Source organism: Pedobacter sp. GSP4 (assembly GCF_051857575.1).
In the GTDB taxonomy this organism is placed as follows: domain Bacteria; phylum Bacteroidota; class Bacteroidia; order Sphingobacteriales; family Sphingobacteriaceae; genus Pedobacter.
The window spans coordinates 590,028-613,455 of the sequence record NZ_JBPZIR010000003.1 but is presented as its reverse complement, the minus strand read 5'-3'; the positions used below and the strand labels follow the sequence as shown (position 1 = coordinate 613,455).

At 41.0% G+C, this 23,428-nt stretch carries 18 protein-coding genes and 2 tRNA genes; 6 read left to right on the top strand and 14 right to left on the bottom strand.

Annotated features, from left to right (window positions below; all coding sequences use genetic code 11):
- Window positions 1–57: 57 nt before the first annotated feature.
- The 7 genes from ACS5PU_RS09845 to ACS5PU_RS09815 are packed head-to-tail and all read right to left on the bottom strand — an operon-like array spanning window position 58 to window position 8,931.
- Complete coding sequence (locus tag ACS5PU_RS09845; RefSeq protein ID WP_439459112.1) at window positions 58–1,446, bottom strand: DUF5458 family protein; 1,389 nt, start codon at window positions 1,444–1,446, stop codon at window positions 58–60.
- 17 nt (window positions 1,447–1,463) lie between these two features.
- A complete protein-coding gene (locus ACS5PU_RS09840; protein WP_439459111.1) occupies window positions 1,464–1,910 on the bottom strand; it encodes a hypothetical protein in 447 nt (148 codons plus the stop codon).
- A gap of 56 nt (window positions 1,911–1,966) precedes the next feature.
- Window positions 1,967–4,483 carry an ATP-dependent Clp protease ATP-binding subunit gene (locus ACS5PU_RS09835; protein WP_439459110.1) on the bottom strand — a complete coding sequence of 839 codons (2,517 nt, stop codon included), beginning with the start codon at window positions 4,481–4,483 and terminating at the stop codon, window positions 1,967–1,969.
- Between the two features lie 5 nt (window positions 4,484–4,488).
- Complete coding sequence (gene tssR / locus ACS5PU_RS09830) at window positions 4,489–6,864, bottom strand: type VI secretion system protein TssR domain-containing protein (protein ID WP_439459109.1); 2,376 nt, start codon at window positions 6,862–6,864, stop codon at window positions 4,489–4,491.
- A gap of 42 nt (window positions 6,865–6,906) precedes the next feature.
- A complete protein-coding gene (locus ACS5PU_RS09825) occupies window positions 6,907–7,887 on the bottom strand; it encodes a PKD domain-containing protein (protein WP_439459108.1) in 981 nt (326 codons plus the stop codon).
- A 26-nt stretch (window positions 7,888–7,913) separates the two neighbouring features.
- Complete coding sequence (locus ACS5PU_RS09820) at window positions 7,914–8,399, bottom strand: type VI secretion system transmembrane protein TssO (protein WP_439459107.1); 486 nt, start codon at window positions 8,397–8,399, stop codon at window positions 7,914–7,916.
- A gap of 10 nt (window positions 8,400–8,409) precedes the next feature.
- Window positions 8,410–8,931: a hypothetical protein gene (locus ACS5PU_RS09815; protein ID WP_439459106.1), complete on the bottom strand. Its 522-nt coding sequence runs from the start codon at window positions 8,929–8,931 to the stop codon at window positions 8,410–8,412.
- A 169-nt stretch (window positions 8,932–9,100) separates the two neighbouring features.
- Between ACS5PU_RS09815 and ACS5PU_RS09810 the strand changes: the two genes are divergently transcribed.
- A complete protein-coding gene (locus ACS5PU_RS09810; protein WP_439459105.1) occupies window positions 9,101–9,535 on the top strand; it encodes a GPW/gp25 family protein in 435 nt (144 codons plus the stop codon).
- A gap of 26 nt (window positions 9,536–9,561) precedes the next feature.
- A complete protein-coding gene (locus tag ACS5PU_RS09805; protein ID WP_439459104.1) occupies window positions 9,562–11,427 on the top strand; it encodes a type VI secretion system baseplate subunit TssF in 1,866 nt (621 codons plus the stop codon).
- Window positions 11,428–11,455: 28 nt separating this feature from the next.
- On the opposite strand, the gene ACS5PU_RS09800 is transcribed toward ACS5PU_RS09805, so the two are convergent.
- Window positions 11,456–12,394 (bottom strand): type VI secretion system baseplate subunit TssG, encoded by a 939-nt coding sequence (locus tag ACS5PU_RS09800; protein WP_439459103.1) that lies wholly within the window; start codon window positions 12,392–12,394, stop codon window positions 11,456–11,458.
- A 116-nt stretch (window positions 12,395–12,510) separates the two neighbouring features.
- On the opposite strand from ACS5PU_RS09800, the gene ACS5PU_RS09795 reads away from it, so the two are divergent.
- Both ACS5PU_RS09795 and ACS5PU_RS09790 read left to right on the top strand, forming a co-directional pair.
- Entirely contained in the window at window positions 12,511–13,404 is an 894-nt protein-coding gene (locus tag ACS5PU_RS09795) for a TssN family type VI secretion system protein (RefSeq protein ID WP_439459102.1), read from the top strand.
- Between the two features lie 19 nt (window positions 13,405–13,423).
- The gene (locus ACS5PU_RS09790; protein WP_439459101.1) at window positions 13,424–14,563 is read left to right on the top strand and encodes a hypothetical protein; all 1,140 of its coding nucleotides are present in this window, start codon (window positions 13,424–13,426) and stop codon (window positions 14,561–14,563) included.
- A 140-nt stretch (window positions 14,564–14,703) separates the two neighbouring features.
- Here the strand turns inward: ACS5PU_RS09790 and ACS5PU_RS09785 are convergent, their stop codons facing one another.
- From ACS5PU_RS09785 to ACS5PU_RS09760, 6 genes are all read right to left on the bottom strand, one after another.
- A complete protein-coding gene (locus tag ACS5PU_RS09785; protein ID WP_439459100.1) occupies window positions 14,704–16,377 on the bottom strand; it encodes an alkaline phosphatase family protein in 1,674 nt (557 codons plus the stop codon).
- A gap of 207 nt (window positions 16,378–16,584) precedes the next feature.
- Complete coding sequence (locus tag ACS5PU_RS09780; protein WP_439459099.1) at window positions 16,585–17,004, bottom strand: hypothetical protein; 420 nt, start codon at window positions 17,002–17,004, stop codon at window positions 16,585–16,587.
- A 134-nt stretch (window positions 17,005–17,138) separates the two neighbouring features.
- A tRNA-Asp gene (locus ACS5PU_RS09775) sits at window positions 17,139–17,212 on the bottom strand.
- A gap of 196 nt (window positions 17,213–17,408) precedes the next feature.
- A tRNA-Asp gene (locus tag ACS5PU_RS09770) sits at window positions 17,409–17,482 on the bottom strand.
- A gap of 103 nt (window positions 17,483–17,585) precedes the next feature.
- Window positions 17,586–18,659, bottom strand: a complete 1,074-nt coding sequence (gene prfA, locus ACS5PU_RS09765) for a peptide chain release factor 1 (RefSeq protein WP_439459098.1) — start codon at window positions 18,657–18,659, stop codon at window positions 17,586–17,588.
- Window positions 18,660–18,997: 338 nt separating this feature from the next.
- A complete protein-coding gene (locus tag ACS5PU_RS09760) occupies window positions 18,998–19,747 on the bottom strand; it encodes a UDP-2,3-diacylglucosamine diphosphatase (RefSeq protein WP_439459097.1) in 750 nt (249 codons plus the stop codon).
- A gap of 227 nt (window positions 19,748–19,974) precedes the next feature.
- Between ACS5PU_RS09760 and ACS5PU_RS09755 the strand changes: the two genes are divergently transcribed.
- The gene (locus tag ACS5PU_RS09755; protein WP_439459096.1) at window positions 19,975–22,101 is read left to right on the top strand and encodes a prolyl oligopeptidase family serine peptidase; all 2,127 of its coding nucleotides are present in this window, start codon (window positions 19,975–19,977) and stop codon (window positions 22,099–22,101) included.
- A 287-nt stretch (window positions 22,102–22,388) separates the two neighbouring features.
- On the top strand, window positions 22,389–23,399 hold the full coding sequence (locus tag ACS5PU_RS09750; protein ID WP_439459095.1) for an NAD(P)/FAD-dependent oxidoreductase: 1,011 nt from the start codon (window positions 22,389–22,391) through the stop codon (window positions 23,397–23,399).
- Window positions 23,400–23,428 lie beyond the last annotated feature (29 nt).

The following is a 23,428-nucleotide window of genomic DNA, read 5'->3' as shown; positions in this document are numbered from 1 at the left end:
TATGCCATAAAAAAACCCAACGCTGGGGTTGGGTTTTTATTTTCAGCGATCAAAAAACTACTGCTGGTTGTATTCGGTATTCCACGTGGTATTTTCGTCTTCGCCTTTATGGCCATCGAGTTTTACAACAAAACTTTTTGCCGGAAAATACGGCGTGATGTGGATATCCAGGTGGATTCTGTCTTTTTGAAGTTCATCTCTTTCAAAACGCATAATCTTAAACCTTTCTATTAAGCGATCGGCTCCCTGTATCCCATCCAAAAATTTAACAATCTGCCCGCGCAGATCCTGTTCTGTTTTAGAGGTCCAGTTTTCGAATGCCCTTCTGTTTAAGAAATCGAACAGCACTTTGGTAATGTAATCGAATACACGCACTACCGAATAGGTTTGCAAGCCGATATTATCGCCGTTAAATAATGTTTTGGCCGAAAAAGCCATTACTTTACCGTATTCATTTACCATTGGAACCAAGCCTACCCGTTCTAAATGGGATATTTCGCTTTTTTTCAGGTCGAATTTTACACCATCCACCTCGTTAATGGCGCCGTGTTTTTTACCTGCGGTAACCTGCGACATTAGGGTGTAGTACATTTTGCCCGCAAGCGCTGCCGAACCAGGCACTGTTAAATCGTCTTCTTCGCCTACTTCGGCTACTTTACCGCGACCTACCAACCAGTTACAGGTCATGATTACGTTCGATCTAAATGCATCTCCACCGGTAAAGTTTGCAGCTGTAAATAAATCCAATACGTCATCTGGTTGGTCTAAATCGGCAAAATCAGTTACCAGCATGGCTTTGTTGTTGTGCGCGATCTTGCCCCATCTTTCTAACACTTTATTTGAGCCCATATAACCTGGCACAACCATTAGAGAATAGTTTTTACGGAGATCTAAACGGTCGTAGTTCTGTTTCAGTTCATCATCTACGTAATCGATAAAGCGTGGATTATCCAAATCTTTGATCTGATCCATCGAGGCATTTAACAGTACTACGTTTTTAAGTTTATCAGACTCCGTATTTTTATAAAACAAATGTACTGAGCGGTATGCCTGCTCCAATTCTCTGGTGCTTTCTAACGCTGTGCCAATATTTTTATTTAGGTTTTCTTCGGCCGCGTTTAGCTTTTCGGTGCTTTTTTCTACCATGTCGGCAACCGAGCTGGATGATTCGAGTACATCGATCCAAAGCTGGATTTTCTTTTTCAGTTCTTCGCGTTCTTTTTTCTTTTCATCACCGGTTAAAAAGATCTGTTTACGGGCTTTTCTTTCAGGGTTTAAATTCTGAAGTCCATCAACTGTGGCTTCCAAAAGATCGAAGCCGCCAACCCTGGCCAGCTTTTCTAAATTATCTTTTAGCGGTGTTTTTTCAACGGCCCTGCTCTCAGCTGTTTTAAACCCAGCTTGAACGGTATTTTGTTCGGTATTTGATTCTTGAGGATTTGACATGTTTTTCAGCGTTTAGATTATTTATTTTGCTCCAGTTCATCAACAAAGTTTTTTAAAGCGCTAATAAAAGCGGCCTTAGTTTCTTCATCATCAAGTGTAGCTTTTAAGGTTTTATTTGATTTTAACTGTTTGATTACATTCAGCGACATTTCCCGCTCGATATTTACATTGGTTAAATAGTTGCTTTGGTTGATGATATTTTTCACACCAAAATCGCCCAGATCGGTAAAATTTAATGTTTCGCCAACGGTAGAACCATCTTGTTTTTCGAAAGCTACCTTAACATTTGGTTTGTAATGTTCAAATACTTCCTTAACCGTTTTTAGGCCTTCTACTTTTTCTGGCTTAATGGGATCGTTATCGGTAAGTTTCTGTACAAAAAGCGTTTTGTTGTGGGCAATTTCTGCGAAAGCTTCTGAGGTATCGATCTTCCGCTCATTCCCACCAATTTCATAATTAAACATAGTATGTAGATTTAGGTTTACAATTAAATTTTTACAATAATATAGTACTTAACGTTTTAACTCAATTTTTGTTCCAATGTTGCCACTTCTGGCTGAAGTATAGTCCAGGCCAGCTTATCATCTCCCTCTTGCCTGCTTGCTGTAATTTTCGAGCCTTTTTTTAATTCGCCGCTGATAATGTATTTAGAAATCGGCCTGCGCAAAAGATTTCTGATTACCGCAGCCAACTGCCGCGCGCCATATTTTGGTGTAAAGCCATCTAAGGCAATCATTTTCTTGGCTTCATCCGTAATTTCAAATTCGATGCCCAGTTTGTTAAGCGATTGCACCAAACTGTTAAGCTGTATTTCGAAAATCCGCACCACATTGCTTTCGTTAATCGGGGCGAAAGGCACAATTTCTGAGATCCGGGCTAAAAACTCGGGGCGGAAATGGCCGGCCATCACTTCCATTAATTGATTTGAAGCAGGAATTACACCTTTACCAATCTGCTCTGCAATCCATTCGCTGCCAATGTTTGAGGTAAAAAGAATCAACGAATTGCTAAAATCGCCTTCTTTCCCCAGGCGGTCGTGCATGTGGCCTTCATCCAAAATCTGTAAAAAGGTATCGAAAACCGAAGGGTGTGCTTTTTCTATTTCATCAAAAAGCAGTACCGAATAAGGCTGCTGCCTGATTTTGTTGACCAGTAAACCACCTTCTTCGTAACCAACATAACCCGGAGGCGCCCCATAAAGCAAAGCCGCACTATGTTCTTCTTTAAATTCAGACATATCGAAGCGGATCATTGCTTTTTCATCGTTAAACAAAAATTCTGCGATCGATTTCGCCAGCTCGGTTTTACCTGTACCGGTTGGCCCAAGTAAAAAGAACGATCCGATGGGCTGTCCTTTTTTATTTAATCCGCTCCGCGATTCCAGTATGGCATCGGAAACAGCTTTTAAAGCCTGATCCTGCCCAACCACACGTTTTTTAAGATACTGCTCCATATTAAGCAGTTTTTCTTTTTCGCCAGCCTGCAGTTTACCCATTGGGATACCGGTTTTGTAGGCCACGATAGATGCAATATCATGTTTAGTAATGCGGTCGCTCTTTTCGGCGGCATATTTTTTTAGCTCTGCTAAGCTGCTGGTAATATATTCCCGATATTCATCGGCACTTTCGAAAGTATCGGTCTGTGTTTCATCGGTTAAACGGCCCAGTAAAACCGGGCTCAGCTTATTCTGTAACAGAGAAAAAAGCCATTTGTAATCGGCAAATTTCTCGGCTTCCAATTCGTTTGTACCTGTATTTAAAACTTCTAAATCTGTTTCCAAACTTCCGATTACCTGATCGGAGGTATCGTTCATCATTTTCATGGCGGCCATTGTCCTATCGAGCAGGTCGAATGCAGAATCGGGCAGCCGCCTATCTTTCATATAGCGTTTGGCCAAACGCACGCATTCGCCTAAAGCATCGGGCTCAATGCTAAGGTTATGGTGTTCTTCGTATTTTACAGCCAGTTTCTGCAGCATTTTAATTGTACTTTCCTCATTGGGTTCGTTTACCTGCAGCACTTCAAAACGCCTGCTAAAAGCCTGCTCTGGTTCTATAATTTTACGGTACTCATCAATAGTTGTGGCTCCAATTACGGTTATTTCTCCCCTCGCCAGTTCTGGCTTTAGCAAATTGCCAATCCCTGCACCCAAAGGGCCCTTGCTATCCAATAAGGTGTGGATCTCATCAATAAACAACACTGCTTTTTGAAACTGTTTAATTTCTTTGATGATATTTTTTAAACGGTCTTCTATTTCTCCTTTGTAAGATGCACCTGCAATCAATGCGCCCAGATCCAGCTCAAAAAGCTGAACAGGCTTTAAGCTTTCGGGTACGTTCTGGTTTACAATATCAATGGCAAAACCATCAACCAGGGCTGTTTTGCCCACGCCTGCATCGCCTGTTAAAATTACATTTGGTTTGGTACGGCGGCAAAGGATTTCCATCATCATTCGGGTTTCTTTATCGCGGCCGATAATGGGGTCGGTTTTACCATCGCGTACCAGCTGTAACCTATCAATGCAATACTTATACAGTGCGTTGCCAGTACTTTTACTTTCGGTACCTGTGGCTGTTTTATCAGGAGAAACAACTTTCGAAATCTCTTCATCTTTTACGTAGAGATCCAATATTTCGCGTTCTTTTATCGGGAACGATTTTAACTGATCGGGCTGAAAGCCGACACCGGGTTTTGCCAGGGCCGTTAACACACAAACAGGGGTAATCAGATCGAGGCCAAGTTTAATGCGCACATTATCGGCTTCTTCAAAAATTACAGCAATTTCTGGTGCACCGCCTACACTATCGCTGAAGCCTGCTGATTTTGGTTGTTCATCAATCCGCACTTCTGCCCATTCGCTGAGGTATTCTTCATCTTTGCTGATTGAAGTTATGAAAGCCCGCAAACCAACATCTTTATGCATTAAGCCCTTTAGCAGATGTGCAGCAGAAAAAACTTCATTCCGGTACTCTTTTGCTAAAGACTGTGCAATATGCAGTGCAGTTTTTACCGATTCGCTTAAATTTGTAATTGCCATAGTACCTAATTGGTTTTTGGCAGAACTGCCTGGTTAAAATTATTTTCGGTGATGTAGTAGTATATTTTGCCGTTCGAGATAAACTGCTGCTCAATTTGTGTTGCCCGTTTAATCTGCTGTACTGATTGGCTTAGTAATTTGATGTAGTTTTCAAATTGCTCTAAAGGCATTTTTGAAGTTCTTTTTAAATCGCCAACAGTGTACTGGGCAAGAAACTCGTTATTTAAAGGTAAACCTGTTACCAGTTTAATGTAATTGCCCAGCGTCATTGTCTTTATATCTCCTGATGAGATTGGCATGCCCAGCAACTGTTTGGGCATTTTTACATAGTTTTTAACCAGCTTGCTCCTAAAAGATGATTGATCGGCCTGAAGGTTTTGGCCGAGCATAATGGCAAAAATATCTACAATCTGCTTGTACTCCATATTATTTAGTACAATGGCATACTGCAAACTGGAGCGGTTGTTTTTAACAGCATCGGGCGATAGATTTGCCGTAGTGTAATATTTAAAGGCATTGTGCGGCATGCGGTCTGCCACATCTGGGCCCACTGGATCAACCAATAAACCTTCCACCTCTGAAGACAGGTTTTTACGTGATATGCCGGTTAGGCGGAATGCGCTATCTAAAGAACTGATCTGATTGGAAATATCCAAACTTGTTTCTTTTACAAAACGGCGTAAAGCAATGGTAATGCTCTGGTTTGAATTTACCGAACCCTTTGTAGGGAAGACCACGCCACCCTGGATCAAACTATTTTTAGGATAATCGAGGTAATACGAAATCGAATCCTGCAAGCTGGTGTTGTACGGTTGAAAGCTTTTTAATCCCTCTCCTTTAACCATGGTATTTTTTCTGTATTCGGCCGATCTGATAGCCGATTCGGACACAAGCTTCCGCGATTGGATCACAAAATCGTTAAAAGATGGATTAAAGTCGCTGTATACCTGAAGGGCCAAAATCCGTGCATCGGCAAGGGCAACCTGCTCGCTCAGTTCGTTAATAAGATAATTATTGGTGCCGCCAACATTACCTGTGCTTCCCACAAGTATAATCAGATTGGTTTCATTTTTTTTGTTTTTAAATAGGTTTACCCCTGCTTTGATGGCCCCAAAAACCGGTTCTTCCGAAACCTCCCCATTACATTTTGTTGTGTTTTTGGCCTGGTTAGATAAGAATGTCATCAACTGGCGGTAATCATCCTGAATGGGGCTTACCACGATACCCTGCAAGGGGCAGCCATTTACACCACGGTACACTATACCTCCATAATTTACTTTGGTACCTTTGCCAAAATCGCCCATTATATTTTCAAAGGAAGCGATGGTATTCGTCATGCCAGAGAAATACTTGGTCATAGGGCTTCCGCCATCCACCACAAAAACAACATTTACCTTGTTTTTATTTTTACGCAGTTTCACATAATCCTGATACGAAAGGGCAGACCCATTAATGGTTAATATTTTGTTGTCTTTTTTATTGTAAACATCGGTTGCAACCCCTACCGAAAAGGCATTTGCATCGTCAGAAACAACGGGTACGCTTCTCAGTATAATGTTCTCCTGTGGTAAAAGGGGATCGACCACAAATGCATTTCCTTTGTTTATTCCATTTTTAATGGCTGTTGCCGTAGAATCGTCGTTATCATAATTTCCGGGCTTAACCGAAGTAATATATAGGCGGTCGCCCCAACTGTGCACCGCTTCGGCCGAAACCCAACCATAAATACTTTTTAGGGCAGTATCGGCAACCAACTGATCATCTGAACCGATAAGGTATTTTTTTCCATCTTCCGATTTTTTATAGATATAGGCAATTTCGTGCAGCCTAACCTTGGTACGCCTGTCTTTTAGTTCAGGGGTGCTGTATACCAGAATAGAATCGGTGGTGTCGAAATAAAACCTAGGCTCGGTTAAGGCATTTTTCCCGTTAACTATACCAATGGCTTTTTCTGCATAGCCTGTTTTTTGGTTGGTAAATGCACGTTGCCATAACAATAGCTTGGATTTGGCAATCCAACCATAACTAATGGCACTTTTCTTATCGCTGATTTTGCGCCCACGGATCATCCCTGCTTTATATTTAATCAGTTTGAGATAGCCATTTTCTTCTTTAGAAACATAAAAGGGTTCCATAAAACCTATTTTTTTCATAATCAGGCTTCCGCCCGGAGCTGTAGTGGTATAGTTATCTTCGCGATCAGAAAATACAATCCAAGGCAAACTGCTGCTGCTGGTACTTTCGTTGATGTTTATACTTTCGGCAGGCCTTTCGTAAGTTTTCGGCATATATTTAACTTTTTTGCCAAACGATGCTGGCGATTGTGCATATGCGAACGATATTCCTAAACATAGGATGGTTAAGGCATAATATTTTTTCATAGTTTTTGTAGATGAGCTTTAAAATTAGGTTAAGCGGTTAATCTATTTGGTTTTTGCAGGTGCTTCGGCAGCTGTTGTTGCCGCTGGTTGGGCGGTGGCCGAATGCTGTTTAATGTTTAATAAACTGGCGCAGGTAGAATTAGGCTTGATGGTGAGCTGGGCTTCATCTACGGCTATTTCGCCCCCAAAGGTTAACCCCATGCAATAAGAATAAATATCGGTCTGTTTTTTCTTGCCATTCATTTCTACATTAACCGTTACTTTTTCGTTATTGCACATGTATTTGTTAATGAGGTAATAATAGTTGGAGTTAAAATCGGCACCATTGGCAATGGCCTGCAACCTGGCCCTGATATCATCGATGGTTTTGCGCTCGCCGTCGCCCGGTGCAACCAGGTCTTCTACTATTTCGGCATTAGGATCGGTAATCAGAACAGTTAAATAAGCTGGTTTGAGCATTTTATCCGACCTTAGGCGCACAATATACTTGCCCGGTGCACGGTAGGTATAAAGGGCTGTTTTCCCTTTAACATCCACCCGGCCGGTTTCACCGAAAGACCATTCAAAATCTTTCCCGGCGCCATCGCCCTCCAATCTTATTTCTTCATTAACCAAACCTGCGGTTGGGCCGCTTATGGTTAACACACTATCAACAACCGGTGTATGAACGGTATCACGTACGGTTACCGGGAATTCCTGGCGCAGCTCGCCATCAACGGTTAGGCGCACAATATAGGTATCGGGTTTTGTATAATGATAAGAGCCTGTTTTGGTTGTGGCTTTTTCTCCATTACCAAACTCCCATAGCCATTTCTTGGCCTTTGGGGTGTTATCGGTAAAAACTAAATCCTCGTTTAAATAAATTTCATCCTTAAGGATCCGGGCATCAATTGCGCGCTTTTCGAACAGTGAACTTTTGAAGAGGAAAATAAGGCCTGTTAAAAGCAGTACAGCCAATAGGATGTAAAGAATAACATAGCCCTGCGAATTTGAATTAACTTGCTTGGTGTTTGAGTTTGACATAGGTAGCGTTTTTTGTAGGTTGTAATTTATCGGGCAGATATGGTTTGCTGCAACTGGCGCCTGTTGGTTATACAGTCGTTTAACTGCCTGTCGTGCAATTGTATATCGGTAATATTTCGGTTTTGTTCCTGTCTATCATAAAACAGCCTATCGTAAAGTTCGGCCGTTTGAACGAAGATTTTATACCTGGAATCTGAAGCCTTGCGATCGAAAGCGGCTTTGATTGAACCCAGTGAAAGCTGGATGTCGTTTTTTAGAAACACAGCCTGTACATTCGGATTATAGCGTGCAATCTGTTTAAAAGTGGTATCAACGGTAGGCATTGTTTCTTTTACCATATTTTCGAATGCCTCGTTTTCGCTGATTTTAACCTCGAGGTCGGCCTTAGAAATTTCGTACGGTGATTTACCGCTGTAAAAAATGCCAAAACTCAAAAGGCCAACGGTAAAAACAAACAGCGCCGTAAAAAACAAGAATTGTTCGCGTCTTTCTTTTATGCTTAATTTGATCATGGTTTATGGTTTATCGGCCGTATCTGCCATTTCTGATTTTGTTAGCTGCAGCCTGGTTTACCCTTTGGCAATCGTTAATCTGCTCTTTATAGCGCTGTATATCGCCCCTTGATTTGATGAGCGAATCCTGAAGATCGGCCATGGCCCCAACGTTAATATTCAGTTTGCGGTACAGCTCAAAGCTTGGGGTGGCAGTGGCCTGTTTGGATACCAGATCTTTTATCCGGTTATTGGCTGATTGGATATCGGCCAAGAGAATTCCCTGCTTGCTGATTTCGTTGGCATTATAATCCCGATACTGGGCAAGCTCTTTAAAACGGACCAGGATAAGGTCGAAATTGGTGTTGATATCTTTACGGAGATAAGTAAGCTTTTCGCTTTCCTTAACTTTCTTATCCAATAGGGTATACTCGTAATCGGATGCTGCAAAAAAGAGGTAAATACAAAAAATAGAAAAGAGCGATAGGAATACAAAGTTTAAAATAAACTTGGTATAGGCACTCCGGATTTCGATTGCGTTAACGGGTTTCATAGAGCTTTAATGTTTCACATGGCAATAATTAATCTGACACCAAACACACTCAAAATCACACAAAATTTTTCAAATTAACATTGTACTATAACAATTTTTAATATTTGTTGTTTGGTTATAAAAACGATTTTATTTCTTTTACATTTAACAAACTTTAAGCCAAATCTACATGTCTGAAAATTTTTTAAATAAACCCTTCAGATTTAACTCCATTTTTTCAGGCACTGATCTTCAGTCTACTGACCTCGGAAAATCGATTTCCAACCACATAGAACTGATTATTTTTACCCGTTTTGGAGAGCATAGGTTTAACCCTAATTTTGGCTGTGAGATATGGGATCTCGACTTTGAACTCATCGTTAGCGAAAGCATTTGGGAAGAAAAGTTCCGCAAATCCCTGCTTAAATCCATTATCGACTATGAATTTAGGATATATAGCACCTCAGTTGAAGTGCGCATTACCGAAGTAGAAAATGTATATCCATTACGTAGGATAACAGAGATAAAAAAAAAGGTGGATATTAGTGTAAGAGCGCTAATTAAAACCACAGGAGAAAAATATTTTTTTAATACGGCATTATTTCTCAGTCCACTATCAACTTAATCTAAAACGCCCCAAATATCCTACACATGAAACCAGTTTTTTATTCATCCAAAGACGAAATCCGCAATAGAATTTTAAAAAATGCCGAAGATTTTTGGAACATTAAAGATAGTAACGATTTCGATCCTCTGGTGAGGCTGATCATTGAAGCCTTAAGCAACGAACTTTTTAATGTAGCCAACGATGTGAAAAACCTGGAGAACAGGATATTCGACAAAATAAGCCGAATACTGGCCCCCGATCATTTAACTTCGTCGCTTCCGGCCCATGCAATTATCCACGCCAGACCCATAGAAAGCGAAGATTATCTTTCGCCCTACACCCAATTTGCCTTTAAAAAAAATATCCAGCAGGAAAACGATAAGAACAAGAAAACCGATATTTTCTTTAGTCCGCTACATACCGTTAAAGTAAATAATGCCGAGGTAAAATATATTGCCACCGGAAATACGCTTTTTAACGTAGAACAATTAAGCAAACAACAGGTTTTAAACACTTTACCAGGCTTCTCAATAGAAAAAAACACCTTGTATATTGGCTTTAGCGGTATAAACGACTGGATGGATTTTAATAAGCTGAACCTATTTTTTGATTGGAAAAATTATTCCGTACCCGAAAACACCTACGATCTTTTATCATTGGGGAAATGGTTCTACAAAGACAATGAACTTACGGCTTACACCGAACGGTTTATGGATGAGCCGCTTAGTGGCAAAACCATCCCCCTTTTTCAGCACAAACAATTGCTTAACCTCATCAAGGCAGATGTACTGCAGTTTTACAGCAATAGGTTTATCACCCTTGGCGACCTGAACGATTTTAATATTGCTGACAGCAGCGAACTACCGCCGCACTTTACAGCAATTTTTCAAAAGGCAGGATTAAACCAGATCGACGACCGGATAAAGTGGCTAAAAGTAGTTTTCCCCGCAGCCATAAACCAAGAGATGCTGAACGAACTGCATATCTACATCAATGCGTTTCCGGTGGTGAACAAAAGGCTGAGCCAGATTAAACACCGGCTAAAAACCATGAATAATGTAGTTCCTATTAAAACAGAAGCGCTGGATCAGATGCTCGCCGTAGAAAACCTAAAAGACAACAAAGGGAAAAGCTATGAGGAAATTCCATACACGAACGAGAACGAAAAAGGGGATGGTTCTTTTTCGATCAGATATGGCGGAACTGAACGTTTCGATACCAGAAATGCCAAAGAACTGGTAGATTATCTTTTTGAACTGTTGCGGGATGAGAAAGCGGCCTTTACAGCATATGGACCTGATTTTTTAAGCACTACACTTAAAAACCTGGAGCAGAATATTGCCTTGATTGAGCAAAAAAGCCGAACCGCCTTAAAAGATGTTAAAGAGCTTCCGAGTTATATTGTGTTAAAACCGATTGATGATGCCGATATCCTGTTTTTGGATATTTGGGTTACCCAGGCAGAAGAAGCCAACCACATTGGGGCAGGTAACCGCTTGGTGGTTTACGATAGCCATAAGGTAAATACGGAAAGTATTTTTTTATTGAGCCAGAGCAAAGGCGGACGCTCGAGATTAAATGCCACAAACCGGGTACAGGCATACAAATATGGCTTAACCACTGCCGATAGGATTATTACAAAAGCAGATGTAATTAATTTTTGCCGTTATGAACTTGGAAACAGGTTAAAAGGAATTACCCTGGTCAAAGGCATTATGATGACCAACATGCCAAACGCGGGCTTTGTTAAAACCACCGATATTGTAATTGAACCGGCAGATAACCTGCAGCTCAGCACACAGGATTGGGAAGAACTTTTAAGTGTAACCTTAGCCAAGTTAAATTTAAGAAGTGCTATGCATGTTCATTACCGGATGCTTTTAAAGCCAGCTGTTTATAAAATGGCTTAATGGCAGTAAGCTTCTTGATTGGGCATGCTTAAAGATACACGGTATAGCCCAAAAAGGTGCTATCTCCATTTGTGCTAAGCACCGTTTCCTGATAATCGGCTGCAGTAAGCAGTTCTATATTTACCTCTGCCTCTATCGGCATTAAATAATTGATGGCCATATCCAAAATAGCCCTGTTTTTTTGTCCCGGTATAAATTTGATCAGTTCATTTGGTGCCGATGGCCCGATATTGATATTGAATAATTCGTGCTCCGGCATAAAACTATCGCCAATAATGGTGTTAATTCCAAGAGCGCCGGCACCAAGCTGCATCTGCAAATCATCAGCAATTTTGATCGGGGCAACGTTTGCTGTGGCATCAACTAAGTTTATGGGCAGGTTAAACAGGGCGGTTAGCACTTTTGATACAAAATCGATATCACCACGCTTTTGCTGTATTTCGGGCAGCAAATGCATCCAGATAATGCTCTGTTCTTTATTGAGCAGGTTAAATTCATCCCAGCCCAGCTCAAATATCTGGCTTAAATCTGCATAGGTTATTTTTTTATCGAGCTTGTTTTCATAAAGCTCGGTCATTACCCTTACATGGTTAATCTCTGCATCAAACGGTGTAAAGAATAGCCTTGCCTGCTTTTCTTCTTCTCTTCTTTCCCGAATATCCTTAATCATCGATTCTTCATCCAAACCGGCACTACCCGTTGGTGGCCTATGGAAAAGTCCTTCGGGCAACATATCATACAATCCTTCCCTATTGGTATTGATACGGATCCGATCATGCCTCCTTTTTTCAGAATAATAGGTACTGGTATTTTCTATATCTTTTGAAAAAGCACGCTTATCAGGCCCCAAGGGAACAATTTCGATGCGGTCGGCATCTATCACCCCCCGCTCAATAAGGTCGGCAGCCTGCGCAACAGCTTTATAATCTGTAAAGAGTTCGTTATTGATAAAAGTTTCTTTTTTCATTTAAACTTTAAGCTTGCTTATTTGTTATAGGTTAAATTTCTATTACCGAAAAAATTAGGATTATAATCAAATATTAAAGGTACTATATTTGTAATACATCACATCTATCAAAATTAATGGACGTTCAATCATTTTTTATCCGCTTTCTCCTATTTCCGTTGATCTTTCTTGTTTCAACGGCAATACTTTCAATCATCAACAAAAAGAACCAGTTTTTAAACAACAAAAAACTTATCGTAAGTGTTCTGCTCATCGGCATTATTTTAGCTATTCCAGGTTTTTTGGGTTTTCTGAACTTCAATTTTATGCCCTGGGGCTACATTATCTGCTGTATTTTCTATTTGCTAATGGGCACAGTGCTGGTATTCCTCCTCACCAAATACTATCCACAAGATTTATTGGAACGCAAGGTATTTATCTTTTTTGCCACATTGGTTTCGGCTATTCTGGGCGTTTATCTTTTCCAACTGGCCTTTAACTGGCTAAGTTCGGTCAATTTTGGCTGGTTTGGCGCGGGCAGCATTACCTGTTTCTTTGTACCGCTTATATTTTGGTGGGCTTATGTAGCCTTACTGGGCATCCCATCCGAAATCTATAAAATATGGAGGTATCCGGACACACCTTTGGACATCAATATGGACCATGTCGATTTTAACCGCCTGTTGGTGCTGGAGCTCGAACTTTATAAAAAAAGCACCGACCCCGAGCCATTGAAGGTAAAGGTAAAAGCTGTCGAAAATATGAATTTCGGCATCTGGTTCCATAAATTTATTGATGATTACAACCTTAAATTTGCCAAAAGCCCGGTAGAGTTTAAAAGTGATGAACAGGAAAACTACAAGTGGATTTTCTTTATCAAAACCTCCTTTTTTAAACGCAATATTTTTATCGATCCGGATCTGGATATTATAGAAAACGGTATTACCGAAAAAATGACCATTTACGCCAAGCGTGTATCGGAAAATGTAAACAGGCCGAATGAAGTGGGCGAAAGTGCTATCTTTATCTAATCTATAAAAAACATCTACCATGATAAAGCCGCTAAAATATAAATCCATTAACTGGATTAACGGGATGAAGCTTTCTAGCGATCATTTTACTACAAGTGACCTATATTTACAGGATTTCGTGCGCGATGCCGTATCGTTACAGCTAAACACTGCCAATTACGGTTTTTTACCCCCCTTTGCTGGTTACAAAAGCTCTCACGATATTGAAATTATTGAAAAAGCAACCAACCACATCGAAATTAGGGTAAGATACTGTAATGCAGTTACCTCAGAAGGCTGCCACATCGATATTGTACAATCGGACAGTGCCGATAATTTAGTGCACAACCACTACTTTGGCCAATCAGAACCCCGCAATTACGTTATCTTATTGGTGGTTAGCCCTTTTAACCGTACACCTACCGGCCTGCCAAACCCTGATGAAAGCCCTATCCGCTACCCTGAACTGGCCAAAAGCTACTCTATAGCCGTACTGCCCGAAAGTGAAGTGAGTGCGCAAAACGCCGATAGTTATTTCCTTACCATTGGACAGGTATATTACGAAAATGGAAGATTATCCATCAACACCAGTTATATCCCACCGAGCTCTACAATTACCAGCCATCCGGCATTGATTCGGTACTACGAATCGTTTAGCGTTTTACTGAACGATCTGCAATTAGCTGCATTTAAAATAATTGATAAAACCGGGGGCCGTGATAACATTACGCCGTTGGGCAAAAACATCCGCTTAATTTCGGAGAAAATTGTTGATTATATCGCAGGTTTGTTTTACGAATACAGAAACGTAGCACACCGAGAATCACCATTGGTTTTGGTGGGTTATTTCTCTAATCTTGCCCATATTTTTTTCACAGCCATTAAACTTATCGATCCGAGGGAAAGAGAAGAGCTGCTGAAATATTTTTATGAGTGGAAAGATGTAACCCCAGGAAATTTTGAAGAACTATTGGCTAAAACCATCGAGCTGGTGTACGACCATAAACAGATCAATAACAGCATGTTAATGGCCAGTGAATTTATAAATGTTTTAGTAGCCCTTTGGAATAAGCTGAGCGGCTTAGAGTACATCGGACAGCGCAAAGAAAATATCGTTGTTGCCGAACAGCAGGTTGTGCAACAGGTACAGGCCAGAAAAACATGGACACTACTGGATTAAGCCTTTTTAAATTTTATTTAAAGGTTGTATCATAAGTAAGCGCTGGGTTCGAACTTCTCACATTGAACTTTCTTCGATGTGCTCAAGAGGACCGCTTTCCTGATGATACAACCTTATTTATATTGCCTGTATTTTAGGTTTTAGAAATTAACCAGTGCCTGCCCATCGTAATAGCTTGGCTTGGCAATACCCAAAAACTTTAAAATGGTTGGTGCAACATCATACAGATATGGCGCGCCATGATAATCGGTTGTTTTGCGGTAAAAAATAGGTGCCGTTAACGCACTACGCGTAATTGCAGCACTGTTCTTGGTCAGGATGTCGATTTTTGGCGTTACCAGCGTTCCATTATAGGCTGTTCCGGTTGTTTCGTTCCCTTTGGTATATAAAAGAAGATCGGCATTTTGCGGATGCGATGAAGTTAAAGCCGTAAAGCTGTAAGCACTAATACTTGTTGCAGGCAATGCCGATTTAAACAGCCTGATTTCGGAAATGTTGCCCGTAAAGTACGGACTGTAATTTCCTGTACCATCCTGCCCGATTTTAAAAGCAGTACCGCTTTGCATATCGCCAACAGCTGAGATATTGCCTTCGGCAACCTGTATCCCGCCATCGTAAATGGCAGCTTTTTGAGTGCTACGGTTAACCACTATGGCCACCTGGTGCCACAGTTGATCGGTTAAATCTACCCCATCAACATCCAAGCGGTGTGTACCATCGCCAAAGTTTGCCCTAATTACACCGTTTCTGTTGGAAATGATAATTCCTTTGTTGTAACCGCTAGCCCAGTTCTTGTTACCGATAATTACCGGATCGCTGGTAGCGCTGGTTGCCCTCACCCTAAACTCGATGGTAAAACTGCCTGTAGCACTTAAATTAAGGTTGCTGAGCGCTGGTAATTGCCCGTACACGTTGGTTTTAAAATCGACTGTAGTAATGCTATGTGGCTGAGATTCTGTTGAAGTGGTTGGCAGGGTATTAACCAATTGCGGTGCAACTGCGCTGTTGTTTAAAATGATAAACGCATTTTGCTCCAGGTAGCTCGAACCACCATGACTTAAATCTCCTCCATGATCGGTAGCCACAACAACCAGCCAATCTTCATTGTTATACGTTGGCCTTGCTTTTAATGCCGCTAATATTCTGCCTACACGGGCATCAACAGCCTTAACAGAATCCATGTACATTTGGGTGGTAGTTCTATAATTGCTGGCATGGCCTGCATGATCTACATCATCAAAATGGCAAAAAGCAACGTCGGTATTGCTGCTGGTAATTTCTTGTATAATCCTAAGCTCAGTGGCATTATCGCTGGCACTGTTAACTTTTACAGTTACATCTGGCGTGGCCACAATAAAATTGTTTATCGAGGCCCAAGTCACAATTGAAGCGGTGCGCAAAGCTGGCAAACTGGTTTTAACCTGCCTAAAAAACGAAGGATAATTAACAAAGTCAGATCCTGAAAAACTATTGTCGGATGCTTTGTGTTTGGCCACACCAACCCCGGTAAATAAAGCCGACCAACCGTTAGATGACCAAGTAGGAACCTGTGCCAATGCATTTGTACTGGTGTAAGATTGATCCATTAATGTTTTAAGGTTTGGTGCATTTGTGGCTGTAATGGCTTTCCATACACAGCCATCAATACCAATAAACAGCACTTTTTTAGGCTTTGCGGCTAATGTACTATTACTTAAAGAAGATTCGTTTGAATTTTTCAGCTCTTCTGTAGCTGCAGCATTGGGTTTCTTGCACGATATGAAAGCCACAAGCATTTGAACAATTAGACAGGGTAAAAATTTTAATGTTTTCATAGTTAAATTAAGGTTAAAAAATTGTTTACATAAAAGATATAATTGTTTAGCTAAACTAAACAATTATCATGTCAAAATGCAAAATTATTTTTCACCTTATGTTACTATAGCAATAAAACAAAAAGCCCCGATTTCTTATAAATCAATGCTTTAACTTTTCACCACCTAAAAGATCATTATTTTATCATCAGGGTTAACCTGGGTTTACTAATCGAAGGCAACTTGCTCTGGTCCTGATATTTTATTGATATGACAGGCACATTTCCCTCCGCTTACTTTAACGATAACGGATTTAGTTTGATTAGTTTCTACAGACGTACCGGTAATCTTTAAATCATCGCCCTTTTCAGATAAGCTTTGGATATTGCCATCATCAACAACGGTATAAAAGCCTTTTACGGTACTGATGGAAGCGCTGGAACTCGCCTGTATTTTTTCCCCTGTTCTTTGGTTTACTATCCCAAAGTTTTTCACTTCAGCCGCAGCTCCCTTATTATCGGCAAATTTTATCGCCACAGATACAAATTGATAAGTACACATTTTGGTACCGCAATCAGATGTACTTTTATTCTTTTTACATGATAGGATGCTAATGCCCGCGAGCAGTAAAAGCGCTATTTTTTTCATTGCTTATCTGGTTTTATTTAAAAAACGGTAGAGTAGAATAAAACGCTACAATTGCCTAAGCGTGGTTAGTGCCGAATGACCAAGTAGAGGAAAAACAAAAAAGCCTCGACTTTTGCAAGTCAAGGCTTTTTTTGCGGAATGGACGGGACTCGAACCCGCGACCTCCTGCGTGACAGGCAGGCATTCTAACCAGCTGAACTACCACTCCTTTTGTTCTTCTTTAAAGTTCGAACCTCTTTGCCCTTTCGGGATTGCAAATATAGGTAAATATTCTGTTTATTGCCATAATAAACAACTTTTTATGCCGGAATTACGTAACCCCCTGACGCTCATTCTAAATATTTTTTATAAGAATGTCCAGTAAACAAAAAAGCCTCAACTTTTGCAAGTTAAGGCTTTTGTTGCGGAATGGACGGGACTCGAACCCGCGACCTCCTGCGTGACAGGCAGGCATTCTAACCAGCTGAACTACCACTCCTTTTGTTCTTCTTTAAAGTTCGAACCTCTTGTCTCTTTCGAGGTTGCAAATATAGAGACTATATCTTAATTCGCAAACTTTTTTTTCAAAAATATTTAACTCATTAACCTACAGCACCTTCCTGCATCTTCTCGGCATTTTCTGCAAACTGAAGTGCATCAATAATCTCTTGGATCTCACCATCCATAATGGTTGGCAGGTTGTACATCGTTAATCCGATTCGGTGTTCGGTAACGCGGCCCTGAGGATAATTGTAGGTTCTGATCTTAGCCGAACGGTCGCCTGTTGATACCATTGTTTTACGTTTTGCAGCAATGTCGCCATTTTTTTTCTGCAATTCGATATCGTACAGCTTACTGCGCAGCATTTCCATCGCAATAATACGGTTACCCAACTGCGAACGTTCCTGCTGGCAAACCACTACAATGCCCGAAGGCTTATGGGTTAACTGTACCTTGGTTTCTACCTTATTTACGTTCTGGCCACCGGCACCGCCCGAACGGGAGGTTTGCAGCTCAATATCGGCAGGGTTAATATATAAATCGATTTCTTCAGCTTCTGGCAAAACAGCTACCGATGCGGCCGAAGTATGCACACGCCCCTGCGTTTCCGTATCGGGCACACGCTGTACACGGTGCACGCCACTTTCGTATTTCAGTTGTCCGTAAACATCGTCACCGCTCACTTTCAAAATAACCTCTTTATAACCTCCGGCGGTACCCTCGGTCACATCAACGGTTTCTACTTTCCAGCCTTTTGTTTCAAAATAACGGGTGTACATGCGGTACAAATCGCCCGCAAACAATGCAGCCTCATCGCCACCGGTACCACCACGGATCTCGAACACAGCATTTTTGGCATCTTCAGGATCTTTAGGAATCAACATCAAACGGATATTGCTTTCCATCTCTTCCTGTTGTTTTAAGAGCAGATCCAATTCTTCTTTCGCCATTTCACGCATCTCAGGATCTTTCTCCACCGCTAAAATTTCTTTATTGGCGTCGATATTACTCATAACATTTTTGTAGATTTTGTACTCATCTACAATTTTGCCCAAATCTTTATATTCTTTGTTTAAAGCCGCAAAACGTTTCATATCCTGAATTACATCCGGATTGCTCAACGATTCTTCCACATCTTCCCAACGTAGCTTTATAGCTTCTAATTTATCTAACATATTTATTCTTGTTGAAATTTCCCGACCCTTAGCAAATGCCAAAAATTAGGAAATGCAAAAATAAGGAAAAAAGCTGAATTAGTTTGTTTGGCAAGGATGGTTAATTGGTTAAAGGCCTGAATTCGCCAATTCCTAAGCGTAAATGGTAATTGCAACATTTTAATTAGAAAACGAAAGGTTCCGAGCCCATGGCGGCCGGTAGTCCCGCTAACGTTGCAAGTCCTCTCCCGATGAAAAATCGAGATGTGGGCTTTACACTTATATCGGGTTTAGAAGCCAAGGGCAGCACAACTATGCACCATGCAAACCTAAATAGCAGCAGAAACCTGTCTTCAAAATTAAGCCTCTGGGCTGTAATATTCCAACTTCAAACTTTCGCCATCAAATACCCCGTAGGTGCTATAATTGAGCCATTCGCCAATATTAACATACCTGCTTCCATTGCCCAAATCAATATCGAGCGGCAGGTGCCTATGTCCAAAAATAAAGTAATCGAAATGGGCTTTCTGCAATTGTTCTTTGGCATAAATGGCCAGCCATTCTTTATCCTCGCCCAAAAAAACTTCTTTTTCGGTTTGTGCAGCCCTACTCCCCTGGCTCCAGCTATTGGCAATACCGATGCCCAAATTTGGGTGCAAACGGGCAAATAACCATTGGCAAAGCCTGCTCCTAAAAATCTTTCTTAAAAACTTATATTTATTATCCCCAGGCCCTAAACCATCGCCGTGGTGAAGGTAAAATTTCTTGCCTCCCCGCTCAACAATCAGTTCATCACTAATAATCTCCATCCCAATTTCCTGGGTAAAATAATTGCGTACCCACATATCGTGGTTGCCTTTAAAAAAATAAATTTTTATTCCGGCATCGGCCATAGCGGCCAATTTTCCCTGTAAACGGATAAAGCCTTTGGGGATTACTTTTGCATACTCGAACCAGAAATCAAAAATATCGCCCATTAAAAACAGCTCGCTGCAGTTCGGCTCAATAAAGTTTAGCCAGCTTACAATACGCACTTCACGCGCACGGCTATCCGCATAAGTTGGAGTGCCCAAATGAAAATCGGAAGCGAAATAAATGTTCTTGCCCATGTTAAAGTTCAAAGGTAACGGAAAAAGCTTAAAGACTGAAGGAGAAAGACGAAAGGTGAAAGCTAAAAAACCAAAACGCCATAATCTGTGCAATCCCTAAATCGGTGTAATCAAACTCGAAGAGAAAAAAGGTGAAAGACCTGAAGACAAGTCATCCCAACCGGAATAATCAGAAGCGTTAACCCAAAGAAAAAAAGACATATATTAGTAAATAAATCTATTCCGCTATGAAAAAGCAAATTCTATTGAGCTTATTTGCACTCAATTTTTTAGCCTGCGTACAGGAAAAGAAACCCGCAGAAAAAATTACATTGATGAAATATCCTGAAACCAAAAAAGACAGCACCACAGACAATTATTTTGGCACCACAATTTCCGATCCGTACCGTTGGCTGGAAAACGATACTTCTGCTGCCACAAAAGCCTGGGTTGATGCCGAAAATAAAGTTACGCAGCACTATCTGGAACAAATTCCTTATCGTGCAGACATTAAAAAACGTTTAACCGAAATCTGGAACTACCCTAAAGAAACCGCTCCATTTAAAGTTGGCGAGTATTATTTCTTCACCAAAAACGATGGCCTTCAAAACCAAAGCATCTGGTTCATCAAAAAAGGCTTGGATGGTAAAGAAGAGGTTTTTCTCGATCCAAACAAGCTTACCCCAGATGGAACCGCTGCCGTTTCGCTACTTGGTTTTTCGCATGATAAAAAATACCTTGCTTATTCGGTTGCACAGGCCGGATCGGATTGGAGCAATATTTATGTAATAGAAATTGCCAGTAAAATGAAATTGGGCGATGAGCTGAAATGGACCAAATTTTCGGGCGCGGCATGGAAAGGTGATGGTTTTTATTACAGTAAATTTGATGAGCCGGTTAAAGGCACCGATTTATCGGCAGCAAACAAATACCAGAAAATATATTACCATAAACTGGGCGATCTGCAAAAAAACGACCAGTTAATTTTTGAGGACAAAACCAATCCAAATTTATATTTCGGGGCCAGTGTTACCGAGGATGAGCGTTTTCTCGTTATTTATGCCAGCGCAGGCACCTCCGGAAATGCACTCTATTATCAGGACCTGAAATTACCCGCCAGCAAAATTGCCCTACTGGTAAAAGGTTTTGATAACAACCACAGTGTAATTGATAATGTTGGCGATAAACTCTTGCTAAATACCGATCTGGGCGCCGAAAACAAACAGGTGGTTTTAGTAGATCCGAAAAATGCTGACCCAAAAAACTGGCAAAAAATAATTCCGGAGGCGGAACTTGCACTGGAGAGTATAGGAACAGGAGGCGGTTTTTTATGGGCTTCGTATTTAAAAGATGCCAGCACCAACATTGTGCAGTTCGATTTAAGCGGAAAAAAAATTGGTGAGGTAAAACTGCCGGCAATTGGCACAGTAGATAGCTTTGGCGGCTACAAAGAAGATAAAGAGTTCTTTTATTCCTTTGCTAACTTTACTACGCCAAGCACCATTTTTAGATATGATGTGGCTAATGGAGCATCTACACTTTACAAAAAATCGGCCCTCCAGTTCAACACCGACAATTATGAAACCAAGCAGGTTTTTTATCCCTCTAAAGATGGTACCAAAGTGCCCATGTTTATTGTGCATAAAAAAGGAATTAAGCTCGATGGCAACAACCCCGTTTACCTGTATGGCTATGGCGGCTTCCAGATTAGTTTAACGCCTGGCTTCAGCTTATCGCGGATGTTGTTTTTAGAACATGGTGGCATTTATGTACAGTCAAGCTTACGCGGTGGAAGCGAATATGGCGAGGCCTGGCATAAAGCCGGAATGCTGGAGAAAAAGCAAAATGTTTTTGATGATTTTATTGCCGCAGCAGAATACCTGATTAAAGAAAAGTATACCAATCCTTCAAAAATTGCCATTTCTGGCGGTTCAAATGGCGGGCTTTTGGTTGGCGCCTGTATGACACAGCGGCCCGACCTTTTTAAAGTAGCCCTACCTGCAGTAGGCGTGCTGGATATGTTGCGTTACCATAAATTTACCGTTGGCTGGGGCTGGGCAGTTGAATACGGCAGCAGCGATAAAAAGGCCGATTTCGACTATCTGATTAAATATTCGCCGCTTCACAACCTCAAAACTGGGGTAAATTATCCTGCTACGCTGATTACAACTGCAGATCATGATGACCGGGTGGTACCCGCGCACTCATTTAAATTTGCGGCAGCCTTACAGGAAAAATACAGAGGTGATAACCCAATGCTGATCAGGATTGAAACCAAAGCCGGCCATGGCGCAGGCAAACCGACTACCAAATTAATTGAGGAAGCGGCCGATGTTTGGAGTTTCGTGTTCCAGAATTTAGGAATGGGGTGGTAATGTTTTGTCATTCTGAACGTAGTGAAGAATCTCCGCTTGAATGACGACAAGTTGGCTCTCATATATAGATCCTTCGTTCCTCAGGATGACAAATAAGCGTTTCCCCACTAAATCTATAGACCAATTATAATTTGCTTTAAAACCCAAAAAACCTTTAACTTTTGTTTTTAATCAAGTCAAAGCATATAAAATATTGAATACAACAGGATTACAAAATTATCTAGAATATTTCTAAATAGCCAGATTGATAATACTTTATTTCGTAACTTTGCGTCAAATTTTTTTTAATGATCACTACTGATATAGCCGTAATAGGCGCTGGTCCGGTTGGCTTATTTGCCATTTTTGAAGCCGGTTTATTAAAAATGCGTTGCCATTTAATTGACTACCTTCCTCAGGTTGGCGGTCAGCTGTCTGAAATTTACCCTAAAAAACCGATATACGATATCCCTGGTTATCCTTCTGTTTTAGCACAGGAACTTATTGATAATTTGATGGAGCAGGCTAAACCTTTCCATCCAACCTTTACCTTGGGCGAACGTATAGAAGGCCTAGAGAAGCGTGGCGAAGCTGATTTTGTTTTAACAACCAATATGGGTACCGTTATTGAGGCTAAGGTTGTGGTTATTGCAGGCGGTTTAGGCTGTTTCGAGCCACGTAAACCAGCTGTAGAAAATTTAGAGAAATTTGAAAACGGTAAAGGTGTAAACTACATGATCCTTGATCCGGAGAAATACCGCGATCAGAAAATGGTAATTGCCGGTGGTGGAGATTCTGCTTTAGACTGGACCATTTACCTGGCTGAAGTTTGTTCTGAACTGACTTTGGTTCACAGGAGCGAGAGTTTCCGTGGTGCGCCTGATTCGGTTGCCAAAGTAATGGCATTGGCCGAAAGCGGAAAAATTAACCTGATTTTAAACAGTAACCTTCAGGCTGTACAGGGAGAAGATAAGCTAGAGCAGGTCGAAATTGTGCAGAACCGTACAATGGAAAAAACCGTTGTTGCCGCTGACCACTTGATTCCGTTGTTTGGCTTGAGCCCGAAATTAGGCCCGATTGAAGATTGGAACCTAAACATCAGCAAAAGCGCAATTGAAGTAAATGTTGATGACTATTCTACCAACATCCCAGGTATTTATGCTATTGGCGATATCAACACCTACACCAATAAATTAAAATTAATTCTTTGTGGTTTCCACGAGGCGGCATTAATGAGCCACAGTGCTTATTCTTACATGAACCCTGGTGTGAAATATACCATGAAATACACAACTGTAAACGGAGTTTCAGAATTTTAAGCTTTCTGCTATATTTGCGGTTATAAAGA